The organism is Streptomyces sp. NPDC096079, assembly GCF_040303145.1.
Lineage (GTDB): Bacteria > Actinomycetota > Actinomycetes > Streptomycetales > Streptomycetaceae > Streptomyces.
Map to the genome: position 1 here is coordinate 263053 of NZ_JBEOST010000001.1, position 17387 is coordinate 280439.

Below are 17387 nucleotides of genomic sequence, written 5' to 3' on the forward strand. Positions count from 1 at the left end.
GTGCTGTCACCACTCGATACGGACCCCGGGTCCGTCACCGTCCTGCACGTGGTCCAGCCCGGCGACGGCGGGGTCGCCCGCGTCGTCGCCGACCTGGTCCGCGCCCAGCGGGCCGCCGGCCTGCGGGTCGTGGTCGCCTGCCCGCCCGGCACCGGGCTCTCCGCCGCCGTCCGCGCCGAGGGCGCCGGGACGCGTGACTGGCGGGCCGGCCGTGACCCCGGCCCCGCCGTCCTCCGCGAGACCCGGGACCTGGCGCGGATCGTCCGTGCGCTGCGGCCCTCGCTCGTCCACGCGCACAGCGCCAAGGCCGGTCTGTGCGCCCGGCTCGCCGTGCGGGGCCGGATCCCGACGGTGTACCAGCCGCACGCCTGGTCCTTCGAGGCCGTCGAGGGGAGGACCGCCGCGCTGGCCCGCCGCTGGGAGCGGTTCGGCGCCCGCTGGGCGGACCGGATCCTGTGCGTGAGCGAGGCCGAGCGGCGTACCGGCGAGGCCGCCGGGGTCGCGGCGGACTGGTCGGTCGTCCACAACGGCGTGGACACGGCACGGTTCGCGAGCGACGGGCCGCCCGGCAACCCCGCGCCCACCGTCGTCTGCGTGGGCCGGCTCTGCCGCCAGAAGGGGCAGGACGTCCTGCTCGCCGCCTGGCCCGCCGTCCTCGCGGAGGTTCCCGCGGCCCGGCTCGTCCTGGTCGGCGACGGCCCGGACGAGGAGGCCCTGCGGTCCGCCGCCGGCCCGTCGGTGCGGTTCACCGGGGCCGTCGAGGACACCGTGCCCTGGTACCGGGCCGCCGACGTGGTCGTCCTGCCGTCCCGCTGGGAGGGCATGGCGCTCGCGCCCCTGGAGGCCATGGCCGCCGGCCGGCCGGTCGTCGTCAGCGACGTCGACGGGGCCCGCGAGAGCCTGCCGCCCGCCCATGAACCCCTGTGCCTGGTCCCCTCCGAGGACCCGGCCGCGCTCGCCGCCGCTCTGGGCCGCCTCCTCGGCAGGCCGGAGCTGCGGCACCGCCTGGGCCGCGAGGCCCACGAGCACGTCTTCAGCACATTCGATGTCCGGCGCACCGGCGCGGCCGTCGCGGACGTCTACCGCGAGCTGACCGGTGTGCGGGGGGCCGAGCACAGAGAGCCGATTGCGCAGTGACCACGGAAAGTACCAGCGTTCCCTCATCACCGGGCCCCTGGCCCACGGCGGGCCAGGCCTTCGGCCTCGTCTCCCTCGCACCGCGCCGGGGCACGCCCGGACGGCTGGCGCTGCCGCGCCACCGCCGCGCGCGGCCACGGTCCGGCGCGCCGGCGCTCGTGGCGGTCGACGCCCTGGCGGTCCTCGCCGCCGCGTCGGTGCTGAGCGCGGCGCACCAGGACCTCCGGCTCGTGCTGCCCGTCCTGGCGGTGGTCCTCGTCCTCGACGGGCACGCGGGGCTCTACCGGCCGGCGGCGCACGCCCGGGCCCTCGACGAGCTGCCCGCGCTCGGTTCCCGCGCCGGGTTCGCCTGGTGCCTGGCGGCGGCCGCGGTCGCCGCGTACTCCCCCGCACTGGCGATCGGGCCGCTGCGGCTCTGCGCCGCCTACGGCACGCACGTCGCCCTGGTCTGTCTGGTCCGGGCGGTGCTGCTCGCGCGGCGCCGCCGGATCGCGCGGGAGCGCCCGCGCTCGGCGCTCGTCGTCGGCGGGACGGGGGCCGCGCGCCGGTTCGCCGCGGCGGCGGCCCAGCATCCCGAGTACGGGGTGCGGCCGGTGGGGATCGTCGGCGTCCCCGAACAGGGCGGCGCGTCCCGGGCGGGCGGGGAGCCCGGACTCCCGGTGCTCACGACCACCGAGGAGATCCACCGGGCGGTCATCCAGAACACCGTGCTCGACGCCGTGTTCCTCGACGACGACCCGGGCCTGGTGTCGCTGTTCCAGCAGTACGGCTGCGCCACCTGGCGGGTCGGCGGCCGGCAGCAGGACGGGCCGATGGGCGCGCACATGTGGGGATACGCCTGGCAGCCGTTCGTCCCGCTGGGCGAGCGGCGCGGGCGGGCCGCGAAGCGGGCCCTCGACCTCGTGCTCGCCGTGCCCGCGCTCGCGGTCGCGCTGCCGGTGCTGCTGCTGTGCGCGCTGGCCGTGCGGCTCTCGGACGGTCCCGGGGTGCTCTTCCGGCAGGAGCGGGTGGGCCAGCACGGGCGGCACTTCACGCTGCTCAAGTTCCGTACCCTGCGCCCGACCGACGACACCGAGTCGGCGACCCGCTGGAACGTGGCGGGCGACCGCCGCATGAGCGCGGCCGGGAGCTTCCTGCGGAAGACCTCGCTGGACGAGCTGCCGCAGCTGTGGAACGTGCTGCGCGGCGACATGAGCCTGGTCGGGCCCCGGCCCGAACGCCCGTACTTCGTCGCCCAGTTCAGCAAGCTCCACACGGGATACGCGGCCCGGCACCGGATGCCGGTGGGGCTCACCGGGCTCGCCCAGGTGCACGGGCTGCGCGGCGACACCTCGATCGAGGACCGCTGCCGCTTCGACAACCACTACATCGACCACTGGTCGCTGTGGCAGGACGTGTGCATCCTGCTGCGCACGGCGGCCGGACTCGTCCGACCCACGGGGAGCTGAGGATGGCCACGGCCGTGACCGTGACGGTGCCGGACGCCGGTGCCGGGGTGCGGGACTGGGCGCGTCGGGCCGGGGCGCTGTCCCCGGTCCTCGCCGTGATCGCGCTGCTGCTGGTCCCGGGCGGCGGCGGAGCGCAGGGCGGCACCGGCGGCACGGGCACGGTCGCGGACGCGGCCTCCGGGCTGCTGGTCCTCATCTGTCTGGTGCGGGTGCTGCGCGGCGGGGCCCGGCCGCTGACCCGGGCGGCGGCCGTCGTCCTCGGTCTGCCGGTGCTCGGAATCTGTCTGGCCGCGATCGCCTCGCACGACCCGGCGGCGAGCCTGCCGGGCGTCGCCCGCTACCTCCAGGTCTTCGTCCTGGTGCCGGCGGCCGTGCTCCTGACGATCCGTGACCGGCGGGACTTCGCCGTGGTCGCGTGGGGCCTGGTCGCCTTCGCGCTGCTCCAGGGCGCGGTGGGCGTCGCCCAGTTCCTGACCGGCACGGGCGCCTCGTACCAGGGCGAGGACATCCGGGCCGTCGGCACCTTCGGGGCGACCGATGTGATGGGCATGGCGACGGTCGTCGCGTACGGCCTGGTCGTCGCCACCGGGATCGCGCTCGGCAGCGGTCCCGGGCGGGTCCGTACGGCCGCCACGGTCTGCGCGGGGCTGCTCTTCCTGCCGCTGGTCCTGTCGTTCAGCCGGGGCGCGTGGATCGCGACCGTGCTCGCCTGCGCGATCCAGCTGCTGTTCGGCGGGGTGCGGCGGGCGGCGCGGGTGGCGCTCGCGGCGGGCGCGCTCGGGGTGGTCCTCGTCGGCGGCCTCGGGATCGGTTCGGAGATGGTGGAGGAGCGCGTCACGAGCATCACGCAGGTGGCGGCCGCGCCGGACCAGTCGGTGACGGACCGGTACACGATGTGGGCGGCGGCCGGGCGGATGTGGCGCGCGGAGCCCGTCACCGGCGTCGGCCTCAAGGGCTTCCCCCAGTACCGCGACTCGAACGCCTCGCTGGCGCTGTCCTCCGGCAGCGACACGGCCGGCGCGGGCGCCGCGTTCGCGCGTCAGCCGCTGCTCTCCCCGCACAACATGTACCTGCTCGTCCTGAGCGAGCAGGGCCTGGTGGGGCTGCTCGCCCTGGCGGGCAGCTGGGTGGCGCTGCTCGTCGGCGCGCTGCGGCGGCAGCGGCTCGGCGCGGACTGCGCGCTGGTCGCGACGGGCCTGCTGGTCTGGCAGCTCATCGACTTCTTCTACGCGGACATCGGCGGCCCCTCGACGGTGCTGATGTCCGTCGTGTTCGGTCTGGCGGCCTGGTGGTCGCTGGCGGAGGTGAGGCGTGCGTGACCCGTGGGCCGGGGAACCGGAGCCCACGGACGCGGCCCGGGCCGAGGGGCCGCGCCCCGCGTCCCGGCCGCCGTGCGGCACCCCGCTGACGGACCCCTGGCCGGCCTCGCCTCCGGGGCCCACGGACTCCCCGTGGCCCCCGGGGGCCGTCGTGCGTCCCGCCGTGGCCGTGGGCTCCCCCCGGGACCCGCGGCTCGTCGCCGGGGCCCGATGGGTGGCACGCCGGCCCGCCGGGGTCCCGGCCGCCTCGCGTGCGGGATCCGGGGCCCCGGCCGCCGCGCGCGCGGGACGGCGGGCGCACGCGCGCGTGGCCGGGGGCGGGGGCGTCGGGGGCGGGTTCCTGGCGCGGGCGGCTGCCGTGACCGCCGGGCTCACCGCGGCGGGCGCGGTCCTCGGGCTGGTGCGGGACCAGATCATGGCCGGGTACTTCGGGGCCGGGGCGGGGACCGACGCGTTCCTGGTGGCGTGGACGGTGCCGGAGTTCGCCTCGACGCTGCTCATCGAGGACGCGATGGCGCTGATCATGGTGCCCGCCTTCTCCCGCGCCCTGGCCCGCCGCCCGGCCGCCGTGTCCGAGGATCCGGTGCGCGCCCTGGTGCGCGGGACGCTGCCCCGGATCGTCCTCGCCCTAGGGCTCGCCGCCGTCGCCCTGATCGTCGCCGCGCCGCTGCTGGTGGCCGCGCTCGCGCCGGGTCTGCCCGACCCGGCCCTCGCCGTCGACTGCACCCGGCTCACCGGGACCTGTGTGCTGACGTTCGCGCTGGTGGGCTACTGCTCGGCGGCGCTGCGCGCGCACGGCCGGTTCCTGCCTCCGGCGGCGATCTACGTCGCGTACAACGTGGGGATCATCGGCACGATCCTGGTGCTGCGCGAACCGTGGGGGGTGCGGTCGGCCGCCGCCGGGGTCGCCGTCGGCGGGGTCCTCATGGTCCTCGTCCAGGCGCCCACGCTCCTGTGCGCGCTGCGGGACCCCCGGCGGACGGAGCCCGCGGCGCCCGCGCCCGCCTCCGTCTCCACCGGCGAGGGACGGATCCTGGCGCTCGGACTGATCGCGCCCGTCGTCGCGTTCTCGCTGTGCCGCCAGTCCCAGACCCTGATCGAGCGGTTCCTCGCCTCCCCGCTGCCCGCCGGCGCCATCTCGCATCTGAACTACGCGCAGAAGGTCGCGCAGATGCCGATGATCCTCTCCCTGATGCTGTGCACGGTCAGCTTCCCGGTGGTGGCCCGCGCGCTCGCCGCGGGCGATCCCGAGGCGGCCCGCCGCCGGGTCGAGCGGGATCTGCTGCTCGCCGCCGTCGTCGTGCTCGTCGGCTCGTCCACGGTGATCGCCGCCGCCCCCCGCATCGTCGAGCTCCTCTTCGAGCGCGGCGAGTTCACGAGCGCCGACACCACCGCCACCGCCGCCGTCATGCGGGTGTACGCGCTCGGCCTGCTCGGCCAGACGACGGTCGGCGCCCTCGTCCGCTGCTACTTCTCCGCCGCCCGCCCGCTCTGGTACCCGGCCGCCGCCATGGCCACCGGTCTCCTCACCACCGCGGCCGCCGGAGTCCCCGCCGCCCACTACTGGGGCGCGGTCGGCATCGCCGGCGCCAACGCCCTCGGCATCACCCTCAGCGCCGTCCTGCTGCTGCGCGGCGCGCACCGCCAGGCCGTCCCCGTCCGGGTCGACCGGCTCGGCGAGGGACTGCTCCGGCTCGCCACCGCCGGCGCCTGGGCCACCGGCGCCGGCTGGCTCTGTCAGCTGGCGATCGACTCGGCCGCCCTCGCCGTCGCCGCCGCGGGCCTGGTCGTCGGCGGCGTCTTCCTGCTCTTCATCGCCTGCGCCGCCAAGGCGCCCGACATCCCGCCCCTGCCCCGCTCCGCCTTCCGGAGGACCCCCCATGCCCGCCGCCACCGCGCTGCGCCGCCTGCTGCCGAAGCCGTCCCTGTGGAAGCCTCCCCCGTGGGTGGCGATGTACCACTCGATCACGGACACCGCTGACGATCCGTACCGGGTGACCGTCTCCCCGGTGCGCTTCGCCCGGCAGCTGCACTGGCTCGGCGACCGCGGGCTGCGCGGCGTCTCGGTGCGCGAACTGCTCGACGCCACCGCCGAGGGACGCGCCCGCGGACTCGTGGGCCTGACCTTCGACGACGGATACGCGGACTTCCTCGACTCGGCGCTGCCGCTGCTGCGCCGGCACGGCTTCACCGCGACCGTGTACGTCCTCCCGGGCCGCCTCGGCGGTGTGAACGACTGGGACACGGACGGGCCCCGGAAGCGGCTGCTCGACGAGGACGGCATCCGGCGGATCGCCGAGGCCGGCATGGAGATCGGCTCGCACGGCATGCGGCACGTCCCGCTGACCGAGGCCGACGACGCGACGCTCGCCGTCGAGACCCGGCGCAGCCGCGAGCTCCTGGAGGACATGACCGGCCGGACCGTGGACGGCTTCTGCTACCCGTACGGGCAGGTCGACCCGCGTGCCGTGCGCGCCGTCCGCAAGGCGGGCTACCGCTACGCCTGCGCGATCGACCCGGGCCCGCACACCGGCACGTACGCCCTGCCCCGCGTCCACATCGGCGAGAACGACACCCCGGTGCGGCTCCACGCCAAGCGCGTCCTGCACCCGCTGCGCCGCCGCCACCCCGCCGACCTGTTCCCCGCCCCGCACGGCCCGGCCCCGGTCGGTGCGTCGTGAGGGTCCTGCACGTCATCACCGGCCTCGGCATCGGCGGCGCCGAGCAGCAGCTGCGGCTGCTGCTGCGCCATCTTCCGGTGAACGGCGGGGTCGTCACGCTGACCAACCCGGGCGCGGTGGCCGCGGGCATCGAGGCGGACGGCACGCCCGTCACGCACCTCGGCATGACCGGGAACCGGGACCTCGGCGCGCTGCCGCGGCTGGCCCGGATCGTCCGGCAGGGCCGCTACGACCTCGTCCACACGCACCTCTACCGGGCGTGCGTCTACGGCAGGACGGCGGCCCGGCTCGCCGGGGTCCGCCGGGTCATCGCCACCGAGCACTCCCTCGGCGAGACCCAGATCGAGGGCCGGCCGCTGTCCGCGGGCACCCGCGCCCTGTACCTGGCGTCCGAGCGGCTCGGCACCTCCACGGTCGCCGTCTCGCCCAGCGTCGCCCGCCGGCTGGCGGACTGGGGGGTGTCGCCGGAGCGCATCCGGGTGGTGCCGAACGGCATCGAGACCGGACGGTTCGCCTTCGACGCGCGGGCCCGCCGCCTCACCCGGGGGGTGCTCGGCATCCCCGAGGACGCGTACGTCGTCGGCGGGGTCGGGCGGCTCACGCCGGGGAAGCGGTTCGACCGGCTGGTCCGGGCGGTGGCCTCGGTGCCGGAGGCCCGGCTGCTCCTCGTCGGCGAGGGCGAGCACCGCGCGGAGCTGCTGCGGGTCGCCCGGGAGTGCGGGGCCGGCGGCCGGATCATGCTCTTCGGGGCCTGCGAGGACCCGCCGACGCACGGGCCGCACGGGCCCACGCTGCCCGAACTCCTGGCCGCCATGGACGCCTTCGTGTCCACGTCCCCCGACGAGACCTTCGGGCTCGCCGTCGTCGAGGCGCTCGCCGCGGGCCTCCCCGTGCTGTACGTGGCCTGCCCGGCGATCGACGACCTGCCCCCGGACGCGGCACCCGGCGCACGCCGGATCGGCGAGTCCGTGCCCGAGCTGATCTCCGCGCTGCGCGGCATCCGGGACGCCCGGCTCGCCCGGCTCCCGCTGCCGGCGGCCGCCCGCCGCTACGACATCGCGCACAGCGCACGGCAGTTGATGTCCCTCTACGACCAGGCCGTCCACGGCACCCCCTCCCCCGCGAAGTGAGAGAGCCAGCACCATGAACACCACCCCACCCCGTGCCTTCCTCCCCGCAGGTCTGCGCGCCCCCGGCCGCTGGGCGGTCCTCCCGGCGGCGGTCCTCGCCGGGGCGGTCCTCGGCGGCGGCTACGGCGCCCTGAAGACCCCGGAGTACGCGGCGACGAGCTACGTCATCGTCGTACCGGCCGAGAAGTCCGACCCGGCGGCGGCGCTCGGCTTCGCCCAGGCGTACGGGCGGGTCGCCACGGACATCGCGGTGACCGGCGACGCCCAGGTGTGGGCGGGGGTCACCGCCGACACCCTGCGGAGGAACGTGCAGGCCGCGACCTCGCCGGACGCGCCGATGATCTCGATCACCGCCCGGTCGGCGAAGCCCGCCCAGGCGGTCTCGATGGCCGACGGGGTGGCCCGCTCGCTCGTCCTGAACAGCACGCACGTCGCCGGGAGCACCGGGGTGAAGGTCGTCCAGTTCTCCCGCGCGACCAAGCCCGTCGCCCCCGTCTCCCCCTCGGCGGCGCTCTCCGCCCTCGTCGGCGGCTGCGCGGGCGGTCTCCTCGGCGGCCTGGTCCTCCTGGTCCGCCCGAAGCGCTCCGCCTCGCGCGACGGGGCCCGGCACTCCCGGCAGGGGGCCGCGGTGCCCGCCCCGGCGGCCGGCACGCACCAGCCGGAGGCGGTGTGAGCCCGAGAGCCCTGCGGACCGAGGTCTGCCGTGACGAGGAGGGGTTCGGGCGGCTCTCGGCCGAGTGGACGGCGCTGTACGGGCGCTGCTCCTCCGCCACCCCCTTCCAGTCCCACTCCTGGCTGCACTCCTGGTGGCTCTCCTACGGGCGGCCCGGTGCGCTGCGGGTGGTGCTCGTACGGCGCGAGGACGGCGAACTCGTCGCCGCCGCGCCCCTGATGCGGGCGCACGGACCGCTGCCCGTCCTCACCCAGCTCGGCGGCACCATCACCGACTTCACGGACGTCCTGCTCGACGACGGCTGCCCCGAGGCGGCGCCCGCCCTGGCCGGGGCCCTCGCCCGGGCCGCCCGGGGCGCGGTCGTCGACCTGCGGGAGGTCCGGCCCGGCGCGGCCTGCGAACGGGTCTTCGCGCAGTGGCGCGGCCCGCGCCGGCGGCTGCCCGACTCGCTCTGCCTCGAGCTGCCCGCCGTCCCCATGGAGGGGCTCCTCGAACGGATCCCGTCCGGGAAGGCCCAGCGGGTCCGCGCCAAGCTGCGCAAGCTGGACGCGCTCGGCATCGACGCGCACGTGGTGACCGGCGAGGAGGTCCCGGCCGCGCTCGACCGGCTCCTGAGGCTCCACCAGCTGCAGTGGCAGGGGCGGGGCGTGACCGCCGAGCACACCAGCGAGCGGTTCGCCCAGCACCTCACCCGGGCCGTGCGGCCCATGGTCGAGCGCGGCGACGCGATGGTCACCGAGTTCCGGCTCGCCGGGGACGTGGTCGCCGCCGACCTGACCCTGATGTCACCCCGGCTCGCGGGCGGCTATCTGTACGGCGCCGATCCGGCGCTGCGCGCCCGCAAGGTCGACGTGGCCACGATGCTGCTACGCCACGGGGCGCGCGAGACCAGCGCGGGCGGGCGGGCCACGCTGAGCATGCTGCGGGGCAGCGAGTCGTACAAGCAGCACTGGCGGCCCGAGCCTGTCCGCAACCGTCGGCTGCTCCTCACCGGACGCGGTACGGCCCCGCTCCTCTGGCTGCGCGCGGGCGCCGCCGACGCACGCCGCTGGGCGGCAGGGCAGGCGCGGGAGCGGGCCTGGGTGCGGCGGGTGCTGGGCCGTGGCGGCGGAGCCGGATGAGCTCCGCCGCCGTGGGGCGGGTCAGAAGGGCCAGTACTCCTTCAGGGCGTCCTTCCAGTCGAGGTCGACCTCGTCCTTCCAGTTGTCCTTCGGGACGCAGACGGGCCCACCGATCCAGCTCTCCACCCACGAACCGAGCTCGACGGTCCAGCAGTCGGGCTTGGGCTCGGGCTTCGGTTCCGGCTTGGGCTCGGGCTTCGGTTCCGGCTTGGGCTCGGGCTTCGGTTCCGGCGTGGGCTCGGGCTTCGGTTCCGGCTTGGGCTCGGGCTTCGGTTCCGGCTTCGGTTCCGGCTTGGGCTCAGGCTTCGGCTCAGGCTTCGGTTCCGGCTTCGGCTCAGGCTTCGGTTCCGGCTTCGGCTCAGGCTTCGGCTCAGGCTTCGGCTCAGGCTTCGGCTCAGGCTTGGGCTCAGGCTTCGGCTCGGGCTTCGGCTCAGGCTTCGGTTCCGGCTTGGGCTCCGGCTTCGGCTCAGGCTTCGGTTCCGGCTTCGGCTCAGGCTTCGGCTCAGGGATCGTCGGATCCGTCGGGTCGGTCGGGTCCGTGGGGTCCACCGGGTCCGTCGGCTCGGTGGGCTCCGTCGGCTCGGTGGGCTCGGTGGGCTCCGTCGGCTCCGTCGGGACTTCCGGTTCCGTCCCGTACAGCATCTGCCGGAACACCAGCGACGACCGCGGATTGTCGTCGCACTGCCAGACGCCGTGCGGGCAGTAGTCGGTGATCGTGTGGTAGAGCGGTTTGTGCTGCTTCATCCAGTCCAGCATGCGCCGCATGTATTCCGGGTTGTCGCCGTTCCGGAAGAGCCCCCATTCGGGGTAGGAGATCTGCTTTCCGTGCTCGGCGGCGAAGTCGACCTGCTTCTGGAGCCCGTACGGCTCGCTGACGTGCTGGTCGAAACTGCTCCCCGGCGGCTGGTCGTACGAATCCATGCCGATGATGTCGACGACGTCGTCGCCCGGGTAGCACTCGGTCCAGGGAATCGCGTCGCGGCCGCGGCTCGGGTTGAAGTCGAATCGGAACTTCTGGCCGGGCACGGAGCGCATCGCGGTGACGATCCGGTTCCAGTACTTCTTCCACGCGGTGGGATCGGGAGCGCACCGGTGGGTGTAGGTGGTGCCGTTCATCTCCCAGCCGAGGACGATGACGGTGTCCTTGGCGTTCAGTTCGACGAGGCGTTCGGCGAGGGTCCTGAAGTGGTGGTCGAAGTACCCGGCGGCGCCGAGCTGGAGCTGGCGGCGGACCTCGTGGTCGGGGACGCGGGCCTCGTTGCGCTCCAGCATGGGCACGTTGAGGACGAAGAGCCGGTCGGACCGCCCGTTGCGCCAGTCGGCCCAGGCGTCGAGGAACCCCGGGGGGCTTTCGATGTTCTTCCAGAGGTCGCCCGGGAGGTAGGTGTGGCCGACGCGGAGTTCATGGCCGCCGAGCCAGCGTTCGAGCTGCCCGATGCGGGCGACCCCGAGCGCGCCCGAATCGAGGAACGCTCCCATGGCGGTGGCCGGAGTCGGTGTGGGGTCTTTCGTCGTTACGGATTCGGTGGCGTGCGCGGGGGACGAGAGCGCGACCGAGCCCGAGGCGAGGAGACCGGCGGTGAACACCCCCAGCCATTTTCTCGACGTTCTCCGGTGTGCAGTTCCCATGGCCGCTCCTTGGCGCCGCGCGCCCTTTGATGGTCCGTCAATCAGATGTTCCGAAAGTATTCCTAATGAGCCGACCGTGACTCGGCTCCCCTCTGATCCGTAGTCCATTAGTGGATTTCATCGCCCAGTTGGGGCACCGAGATGAAGGGCCTGCCGTGCTGAGCCGTCAGCATTTCGACACCAGCGTCCCCACCGTCCTCGTGCGGCTCGACCGGAACCCCTTCCATCACGGCACTCTCGGCGCCGCGCGCTCGCTGGGAAGGGCCGGAATTCCGGTCCACGCCGTCATCGAATCGAGCACCAGTCCGGTCGCCCGCTCCCGCTACGTCCGCTCGGCCCGCGCCCGCCCCGGGTCGTCCTCCTCCGCCGAGCTGTGCGCCCTGCTGGGCCGCGTCGGGGACGAGATCACCGACAGCCCGTCACATCCCGTCCTGGCCGTGCCGCTGGACGACGTCAGCGCCCTGGCCCTGGCCGCCCGTCGGCGCTCCGGACTCGCCCCGCGCTTCCTGCTCCCCGAGCAGACCGAGGAGCAGCTGCTGAGGGTCGCGGACAAGGCGGCGCTCGCCGAGACCTGCGCGGACCTGGGCCTGCCCCACCCCCGTACCGAACTCCCCGAGGGTGCCGACGAGGCCGCCGCCATGGCCTGGTCGCTCGGGCTGCCGGTGGTCGCCAAGTGGAGCCGTCCCTGGCTGCTCCCGGCCGGCGGCGGGCTGCGGAGCACCACGATCGTCGGCTCCCTGGCCGAGGTGCGGGAGCTGTACGCGCGCACCCCGGAGGCGGGCAGCCGGCTGCTGCTCCAGGAGATGCTCCCCGACGGCCGGGACCTCGACTGGTTCTTCCACGGGTACGTGGACTCCGCGGGCCGCTGCGCCACCGGGGCGACCGGGCGCAAGGAGCGGTCCTGGCCCGACGGGGCCGGGCTCACCGCCTCCGGCCGCTGGACGGTGAACCCGACCGTAGAACGGACGGCGCGGGAGCTGCTCGCCGCGCTCGGATACCGGGGGGTGTGCGACCTGGACTTCCGGCTGAACAGGGCGACCGGCGCGTACCACCTGCTCGACTTCAACCCCCGGGCCGGGGCGCAGTTCCGGCTCTTCACGGACCCGGAGGGGCTCGACGTGGTCCGGGCGCTGCACCTGGACCTCACCGGCCGTCCCGTGCCGCCGGTCTCCCCCGCGTACGGCCGCCGGTTCGTGGTGGAGAACTACGCGGCGCTGTCGCTGCTCGCCTCCCCGCGCCGCCGGTACGCGCCCGAGCCGGACGGCAGCCGGCGGACCGAGTACGCCTGGTTCGCCGCCGACGATCCGCTGCCCGCGCTCGCGATGGGCCGCGCCTGGCTCGCGCACCTGCTCCGCAAGGCCTGGAGGGCCCTGCGCCGGGCGCTAGGGGCCCGCCGGTCGGGCGCGGCCCTCACCGGCGCGGCGCCCCCGGCCCGTACCTCCACCGATCAACTGACCCGACGATGAACGCGGAAGGCACGATGTCGACGTCGATCCACGACCTGGTGGTCGTCGGGGCCGGACCCTACGGCCTCTCCGTGGCCGCCCACGCGGCGGCCCACGGTCTGCGCCTGCGGACCTTCGGCCGCCCGATGGAGTCCTGGCACGCCATGCCCTCCGGCATGTTCCTGAAGTCGGAGCCCTGGGCCTCCCATCTCTCCGACCCGGAGGGCCGGTTCGGACTCGACGCCTACGCGGCGGCGAGGGGCGTCCGCGCCGAGCACGGCGTCCCCCTCCCCGTGGACTTCTTCGCGGCGTACGGCGACTGGTTCGCCCGGCAGGCCGTGCCCGCGGTCGACGAGCGGCTGGTCGCTTCGGTCGCTCCCGCCGCCGGGGGCTTCGAGCTGCGCACCGAGGACGGCGAGACGCTGCGGGCCCGGACGGTGGCGCTGGCCGTCGGCGTCCTGCCCTTCCTGGAGATCCCCGGGCCGCTGCGGGGTCTGCCCCGGCGGTACGTGACCCACTCCAGCCACCACGGCGGGCTCGACGCCTTCGCCGGCCGGGACGTCACCGTCGTCGGGGCCGGACAGGCGGCCCTGGAGACCGCCGCGCTCCTCGCGGAGCGGGGCGCCGCGGCCGTACGGATCGTCGCGCGGGCCGCGCGCCTGGACTGGAACACCCTGCCGCCGCCCCTCGACCGCGGCCTCTGGCCCTCGCTGCGCGCCCCGCACACGGGGCTCGGCTGCGGCTGGCACAACAAGCTGTACGCGGACACCCCGGGGGTCTTCCGACGGCTGCCGGCCGCCACCCGGGAGCGGATCTTCGACCGGGCGCTCGGCCCGGCGGGCGCCTGGTGGCTGCGCGAGCGGTTCGCCGCGGTCGGCGACGTCCGTCTGGGGCAGCGGATCGCCCGCGCGACCGTCACCGGGGACGAGCGGCTCCGGCTCGACGTGACGGGTCCGGACGGGCCGACGGTCCTGGAGACGGACCACGTGATCGCGGCCACCGGCTTCGTCCCGAGCCTGGACCGGGCCGGGGTGCTCTCCCCGGCGCTTCGCGGGGCGCTGCGCAGGGTCGGCGCGGGCGCCGCCCCGGAGGTCGGCGGTCTCTTCGAGTCCTCCTGGCCGGGCCTCTTCGTCGCCGGGCTGCTCACGGCCCCTTCGTACGGGCCGTCGATGCGGTTCGTGTTCGGCGCCGAGTACACGGCGGGACGCCTGGTGAAGGGGGTGCGGCAGCGGCTGCGGTCGGGGGCCGGGCGCGGTCTGCCGGGCCGGCCCCGCGCGGGCGGGAAGGCACCGGTCTCGGCATGACGGAGGACCGGTCCCGGGGAGCGCTGCTCTCCGGGACCGGTCCTCCGTGCCTGCGGGGCGCCGGGACTCAGGCGTTGATGCAGGTGTTGCCGACGGCCGGGTTCAGCAGGCCGATGACGTTCACGCTGTTGCCGCAGACGTTGATCGGCACGTGGATCGGGACCTGCACGACGTTCCCGGAGAGGACGCCCGGCGAACCGGCGGCGATGCCGGTCGCGTCCGCGTCGGCGAAGGCGGGCGACGCCACACCCATGGCCATGACGATGCCGGCGACGACGGCCGCAGCCTTCTTACAGTTCATTTCGTCTGGATCCTTTCCTCGGCGGAATGCATTTCCGCTGCACACAACACAACGAACATCCCGCACAAAGGAAACCGTAATCACATCGGCACCTTCTGTTTCACTCCATTGCGCGCACGGAACAGGGCCGGAGGGAACGACCACGTTCCCTCCGGCCCTGCCGCGCGCGATACGGAATCAGCCGTTGAAGGCGCCGTTCCCGGAGAGGACCGGGATGTCCTCGACGAGGTGCGACAGCGGCTCGTCACCCTTGGCCTGGGTGGAGTTCTCCGCGCACTGCTGGTTCTGCGGGGAGGACAGGACGTTGATGTCCTGGACGGCGACCGGGACCAGGATGCCCACGAGGGAACCGGCGTTGGCCTTCACGGGGACACCGAGGCAGAGCTTGTTCAGCGAGCCCTGGACGGCCGAGAACTGCGGGCTGAGGTCGCCGGTGGTCTTCGAGTTGCCGAAGGACTGGTGCGCGCCGTTGCCGCTGAGCGAGGTCGTGCCGCCGTCGTCGGAGAGGGCGAGCGCCGGGGAGGCCGCCGCAGCAGAAGCGCCGACAACAGAGGCCGCAAGGGCCGCAGCCGCCATAATCTTCTTGTTCACGGTGATTCCGTTCCTGTTCCCACCAATCGACCTGATTGATGCGACGGGATCAACTGCGGTCACGGACTTTGGTTCCGGGCCTTCACCCGATCGACTGCGTCCGTGTTTCGCGCTGCCGCGTGCGCTCCGCCAAGGGAGTGACACAGCGGAACTCCGGCGTCCGAGGCCCTGTTGATCAGGTCGCTCCCTGCACGGAGCCGGTTCTAGAAGGGAACTCCCGTGATCAAGAAGGTTATGGCCACCGCGGCCACGGCCGCGGCCATCGTCGGCGCCTCCGCCGCCGTGGCCTCTCCGGCGCTCGCCATCGCCAACGACGGCGGCACCACGTCGCTCTCGGGCAACGGCGCGCACCAGGAGTTCGGCAACTCCGCCACGTACGGCAACATGAGCCCGCAGTTCGCGCTCGTCCAGGGCTCCCTGAACAAGCCGTGCATCGGCCTGCCCGCCAAGGTCAACGCCGGTTCGCTGATCGGTGCCATCCCGATCGCCGTCCAGGACATCAACGTCCTGTCGTCCCCGCAGAACCAGCAGTGCACCGAGAACTCCACCCAGGCCAAGGGTGACGAGGCTCTGTCGCACATCCTGGACGACATCCCGGTCCTCTCGGGCAACGGCGTCGGCAACCACTGACGTTCCACCCGAGCGCGACGACGTTCACACGTCAGGGGCCGCCCTCCGGGGCGGCCCCTTTCGTGTCGCGCCGAACCCCTACCAGGTGGGCCAGACCGGCGTCGCCATCAGGCGCTCCCACTCCCGGTCGGGCATCCCCGGCACCGCGCGTCCCGCCTGCACCCACTGGGTGACCAGTGCGGAATAGACAGGGAACGGCGTACTGTCGGCCGGGGCGGGGTCACTCACATATCGGCTCTTCGGAATGAAGGCCATCCGTTCCCATTTTCCGGGATCCGGCGCCATTTTCGCTCCTTCCGCTGCGATTCCCGCATCATTCCACAGGCGCCGCAGGAGAGTGATTCGTCCTGTCCATGTCGCGTCGCGTACCTGTGTGCGAGCGGGTCGAAATACGGTGCGGACATGGAATTCCCGCGCCTTCGGAACGCCCGCCGTCCGCTGCTCGCCGGGACGGCCCTCGCCGCCCTCGCCGCCCTCGCTCCCGGCGCCCTCGCCGTCGCCCCCGCCGGTCTCCCCTCCCCCGAGAAGGGACTGAACCTGCTGGTCGTCGGCGTCGACAGCCGCAAGGGCGTCACCCCGGAGGAGAAGGAACGTTTCCACCTCGGTGGAAAGGGGTGCGACTGCACCGACGTGATGATGCTCGTGCACGTCTCCGCGGCCGGCGACCGGGTCTCGGTCGTCAGCCTGCCGCGCGACTCCCTCACCTCCTTCCCCGGAGGACACGTCGACCGGCGCACCGGGAAGACGCACGCGGCCCACCGGGCGAAGATCAACGGCGCCTGGGCGGAGGGCGGCTCCGCGTTCACGGTGAGCACCGTCGAGGCGATGACCGGCCTTTCCGTCCACCGCTACCTGGAGATCGACTTCCGGCGCTTCATGGACACCGTGGACGGCGTCGACGGCGGGGTCCCCGTCTGCACGGAGCAGCCGCTCAAGGACCCCTCCACCGGCATCGACCTCCAGCCCGGCACCAAGCGGGTCACGGGCGGCGAGGCACTCCAGTACGTGCGGTCCCGCAAGGCCGACGGGCAGATGGACTTCGGACGCATCAGGAAGCAGCAGAAGTTCGTCGTCAACACCCTGCACCGGCTCCACGACGGCGTCCTCGACGACCCGCGGCGGCTCAAGGCCCTCGCGGCCACGCTGCGCGGGACGGCCGCGGCCGAGCGGGGGATCTCCACGTGGGAGCTGCTGCGGCTCGCCGTCCGCCTGCGGGACCTGCCCCCGGAGCGCACGGAGTTCGCGACCGTGCCCGTACGGGGCTTCCATGCGCCCATCGAGGGCGTCGGGTCCACGGTCGGGTGGGACGAGAAGGGGGCCGGCGAGGTCTTCCGGCGGCTCGCCGAGGACCGGCCGCTGCCCGCCGCCGCGGCCGTCGCGCCGAGCGAGGTCCCGGCGGCGACGTACCGGCCCGCCACGGGGTCATCGCTCATCTGCCCGTAGTCCGTCCGGTGGACTTCACGGAACCTCCGGGCCTCTGACCAGTTGATCAGCGCGGCTCGGCATTCAGCTAGCCAGTACCGGAAAGGCCAGAACCATGAAGAAGCTCCTCGCGACGGCTGCCGTGGCCGCGTCCGTCCTCGGCGCGACGGCGGCGGGTGCCGGGCAGGCGCTCGCGATCGCCGACGACGGTGGCACCACCTCGCTCTCCGGCAACGGCGCGCACCAGGAGTTCGGCAACTCCTCGACCCACGGCGACATGAGCCCCCAGTTCGCGCTCGTCCAGGGCTCCCTGAACAAGCCGTGCGTCGGCCTGCCGGCCAAGGTCAACGCCGGTTCGCTGATCGGCCTGATCCCGATCTCGGTCCAGGACGTCAACGTCCTGTCCTCCCCGCAGAACCAGCAGTGCACCGAGAACTCCACCCAGGCCAAGGGCGACGAGCCGCTGTCGCACATCCTCAGCGACATCCCGGTCCTCTCGGGCAACGGCGCCGGCAACAGCTGAGCGACGCCACCCCGCCACGGCGCGGCCCCGCCA

Annotated in this window: 16 protein-coding genes and 1 pseudogene; 13 read left to right on the forward strand and 4 right to left on the reverse strand. The window is 74.3% G+C overall.

What is annotated here, in order from left to right:
* From ABTY59_RS01225 to ABTY59_RS01260, 8 genes are all read left to right on the forward strand, one after another.
* A complete protein-coding gene (locus ABTY59_RS01225; protein ID WP_352016825.1) occupies positions 1-1137 on the forward strand; it encodes a glycosyltransferase in 1137 nt (378 codons plus the stop codon).
* On the forward strand, positions 1134-2585 hold the full coding sequence (locus ABTY59_RS01230) for a sugar transferase (RefSeq protein WP_352016826.1): 1452 nt from the start codon (positions 1134-1136) through the stop codon (positions 2583-2585). Before ABTY59_RS01225 ends, ABTY59_RS01230 begins: the two co-directional genes overlap by 4 nt.
* A gap of 2 nt (positions 2586-2587) precedes the next feature.
* The gene (locus ABTY59_RS01235) at positions 2588-3904 is read left to right on the forward strand and encodes an O-antigen ligase family protein (RefSeq protein WP_352016827.1); all 1317 of its coding nucleotides are present in this window, start codon (positions 2588-2590) and stop codon (positions 3902-3904) included.
* Positions 3905-4262: 358 nt separating this feature from the next.
* A complete protein-coding gene (locus ABTY59_RS01240) occupies positions 4263-5885 on the forward strand; it encodes a lipid II flippase MurJ (protein ID WP_502995321.1) in 1623 nt (540 codons plus the stop codon).
* On the forward strand, positions 5785-6585 hold the full coding sequence (locus ABTY59_RS01245) for a polysaccharide deacetylase family protein (RefSeq protein WP_352016828.1): 801 nt from the start codon (positions 5785-5787) through the stop codon (positions 6583-6585). Before ABTY59_RS01240 ends, ABTY59_RS01245 begins: the two co-directional genes overlap by 101 nt.
* Complete coding sequence (locus ABTY59_RS01250; RefSeq protein ID WP_352016829.1) at positions 6582-7715, forward strand: glycosyltransferase; 1134 nt, start codon at positions 6582-6584, stop codon at positions 7713-7715. Before ABTY59_RS01245 ends, ABTY59_RS01250 begins: the two co-directional genes overlap by 4 nt.
* Before the next feature lie 13 nt (positions 7716-7728).
* On the forward strand, positions 7729-8388 hold the full coding sequence (locus ABTY59_RS01255) for a YveK family protein (RefSeq protein WP_352016830.1): 660 nt from the start codon (positions 7729-7731) through the stop codon (positions 8386-8388).
* On the forward strand, positions 8385-9509 hold the full coding sequence (locus tag ABTY59_RS01260) for a GNAT family N-acetyltransferase (protein ID WP_352016831.1): 1125 nt from the start codon (positions 8385-8387) through the stop codon (positions 9507-9509). The genes ABTY59_RS01255 and ABTY59_RS01260 overlap by 4 nt, the downstream gene beginning before the upstream one ends.
* A gap of 507 nt (positions 9510-10016) precedes the next feature.
* Here ABTY59_RS01260 and ABTY59_RS01265 read toward each other — a convergent pair.
* Positions 10017-11138, reverse strand: a pseudogene (locus tag ABTY59_RS01265) (glycoside hydrolase family 26 protein); the annotation flags it as partial.
* A 155-nt stretch (positions 11139-11293) separates the two neighbouring features.
* On the opposite strand from ABTY59_RS01265, the gene ABTY59_RS01270 reads away from it, so the two are divergent.
* Positions 11294-12604 carry a carboxylate--amine ligase gene (locus ABTY59_RS01270; RefSeq protein WP_352016833.1) on the forward strand — a complete coding sequence of 437 codons (1311 nt, stop codon included), beginning with the start codon at positions 11294-11296 and terminating at the stop codon, positions 12602-12604.
* 26 nt (positions 12605-12630) lie between these two features.
* Positions 12631-13887 carry an FAD-dependent oxidoreductase gene (locus ABTY59_RS01275; protein ID WP_352017296.1) on the forward strand — a complete coding sequence of 419 codons (1257 nt, stop codon included), beginning with the start codon at positions 12631-12633 and terminating at the stop codon, positions 13885-13887.
* Between the two features lie 67 nt (positions 13888-13954).
* On the opposite strand, the gene ABTY59_RS01280 is transcribed toward ABTY59_RS01275, so the two are convergent.
* Positions 13955-14188 (reverse strand): chaplin, encoded by a 234-nt coding sequence (locus ABTY59_RS01280; protein WP_352016834.1) that lies wholly within the window; start codon positions 14186-14188, stop codon positions 13955-13957.
* Between the two features lie 177 nt (positions 14189-14365).
* Positions 14366-14779, reverse strand: a complete 414-nt coding sequence (locus ABTY59_RS01285) for a rodlin (RefSeq protein WP_352016835.1) — start codon at positions 14777-14779, stop codon at positions 14366-14368.
* 219 nt (positions 14780-14998) lie between these two features.
* Between ABTY59_RS01285 and ABTY59_RS01290 the strand changes: the two genes are divergently transcribed.
* Positions 14999-15409, forward strand: a complete 411-nt coding sequence (locus ABTY59_RS01290) for a rodlin (RefSeq protein ID WP_189800178.1) — start codon at positions 14999-15001, stop codon at positions 15407-15409.
* Between the two features lie 78 nt (positions 15410-15487).
* Here ABTY59_RS01290 and ABTY59_RS01295 read toward each other — a convergent pair whose 3' ends face one another.
* Entirely contained in the window at positions 15488-15694 is a 207-nt protein-coding gene (locus ABTY59_RS01295) for a hypothetical protein (protein ID WP_352016836.1), read from the reverse strand.
* A gap of 117 nt (positions 15695-15811) precedes the next feature.
* Here ABTY59_RS01295 and ABTY59_RS01300 point away from each other — a divergent pair, with 117 nt between their 5' ends.
* Positions 15812-16852, forward strand: coding sequence for an LCP family protein (locus ABTY59_RS01300; protein WP_352016837.1), 1041 nt, complete (start codon positions 15812-15814; stop codon positions 16850-16852).
* Positions 16853-16946: 94 nt separating this feature from the next.
* Complete coding sequence (locus tag ABTY59_RS01305) at positions 16947-17354, forward strand: rodlin (RefSeq protein WP_189800180.1); 408 nt, start codon at positions 16947-16949, stop codon at positions 17352-17354.
* The last annotated feature ends 33 nt before the right edge of the window (positions 17355-17387 follow it).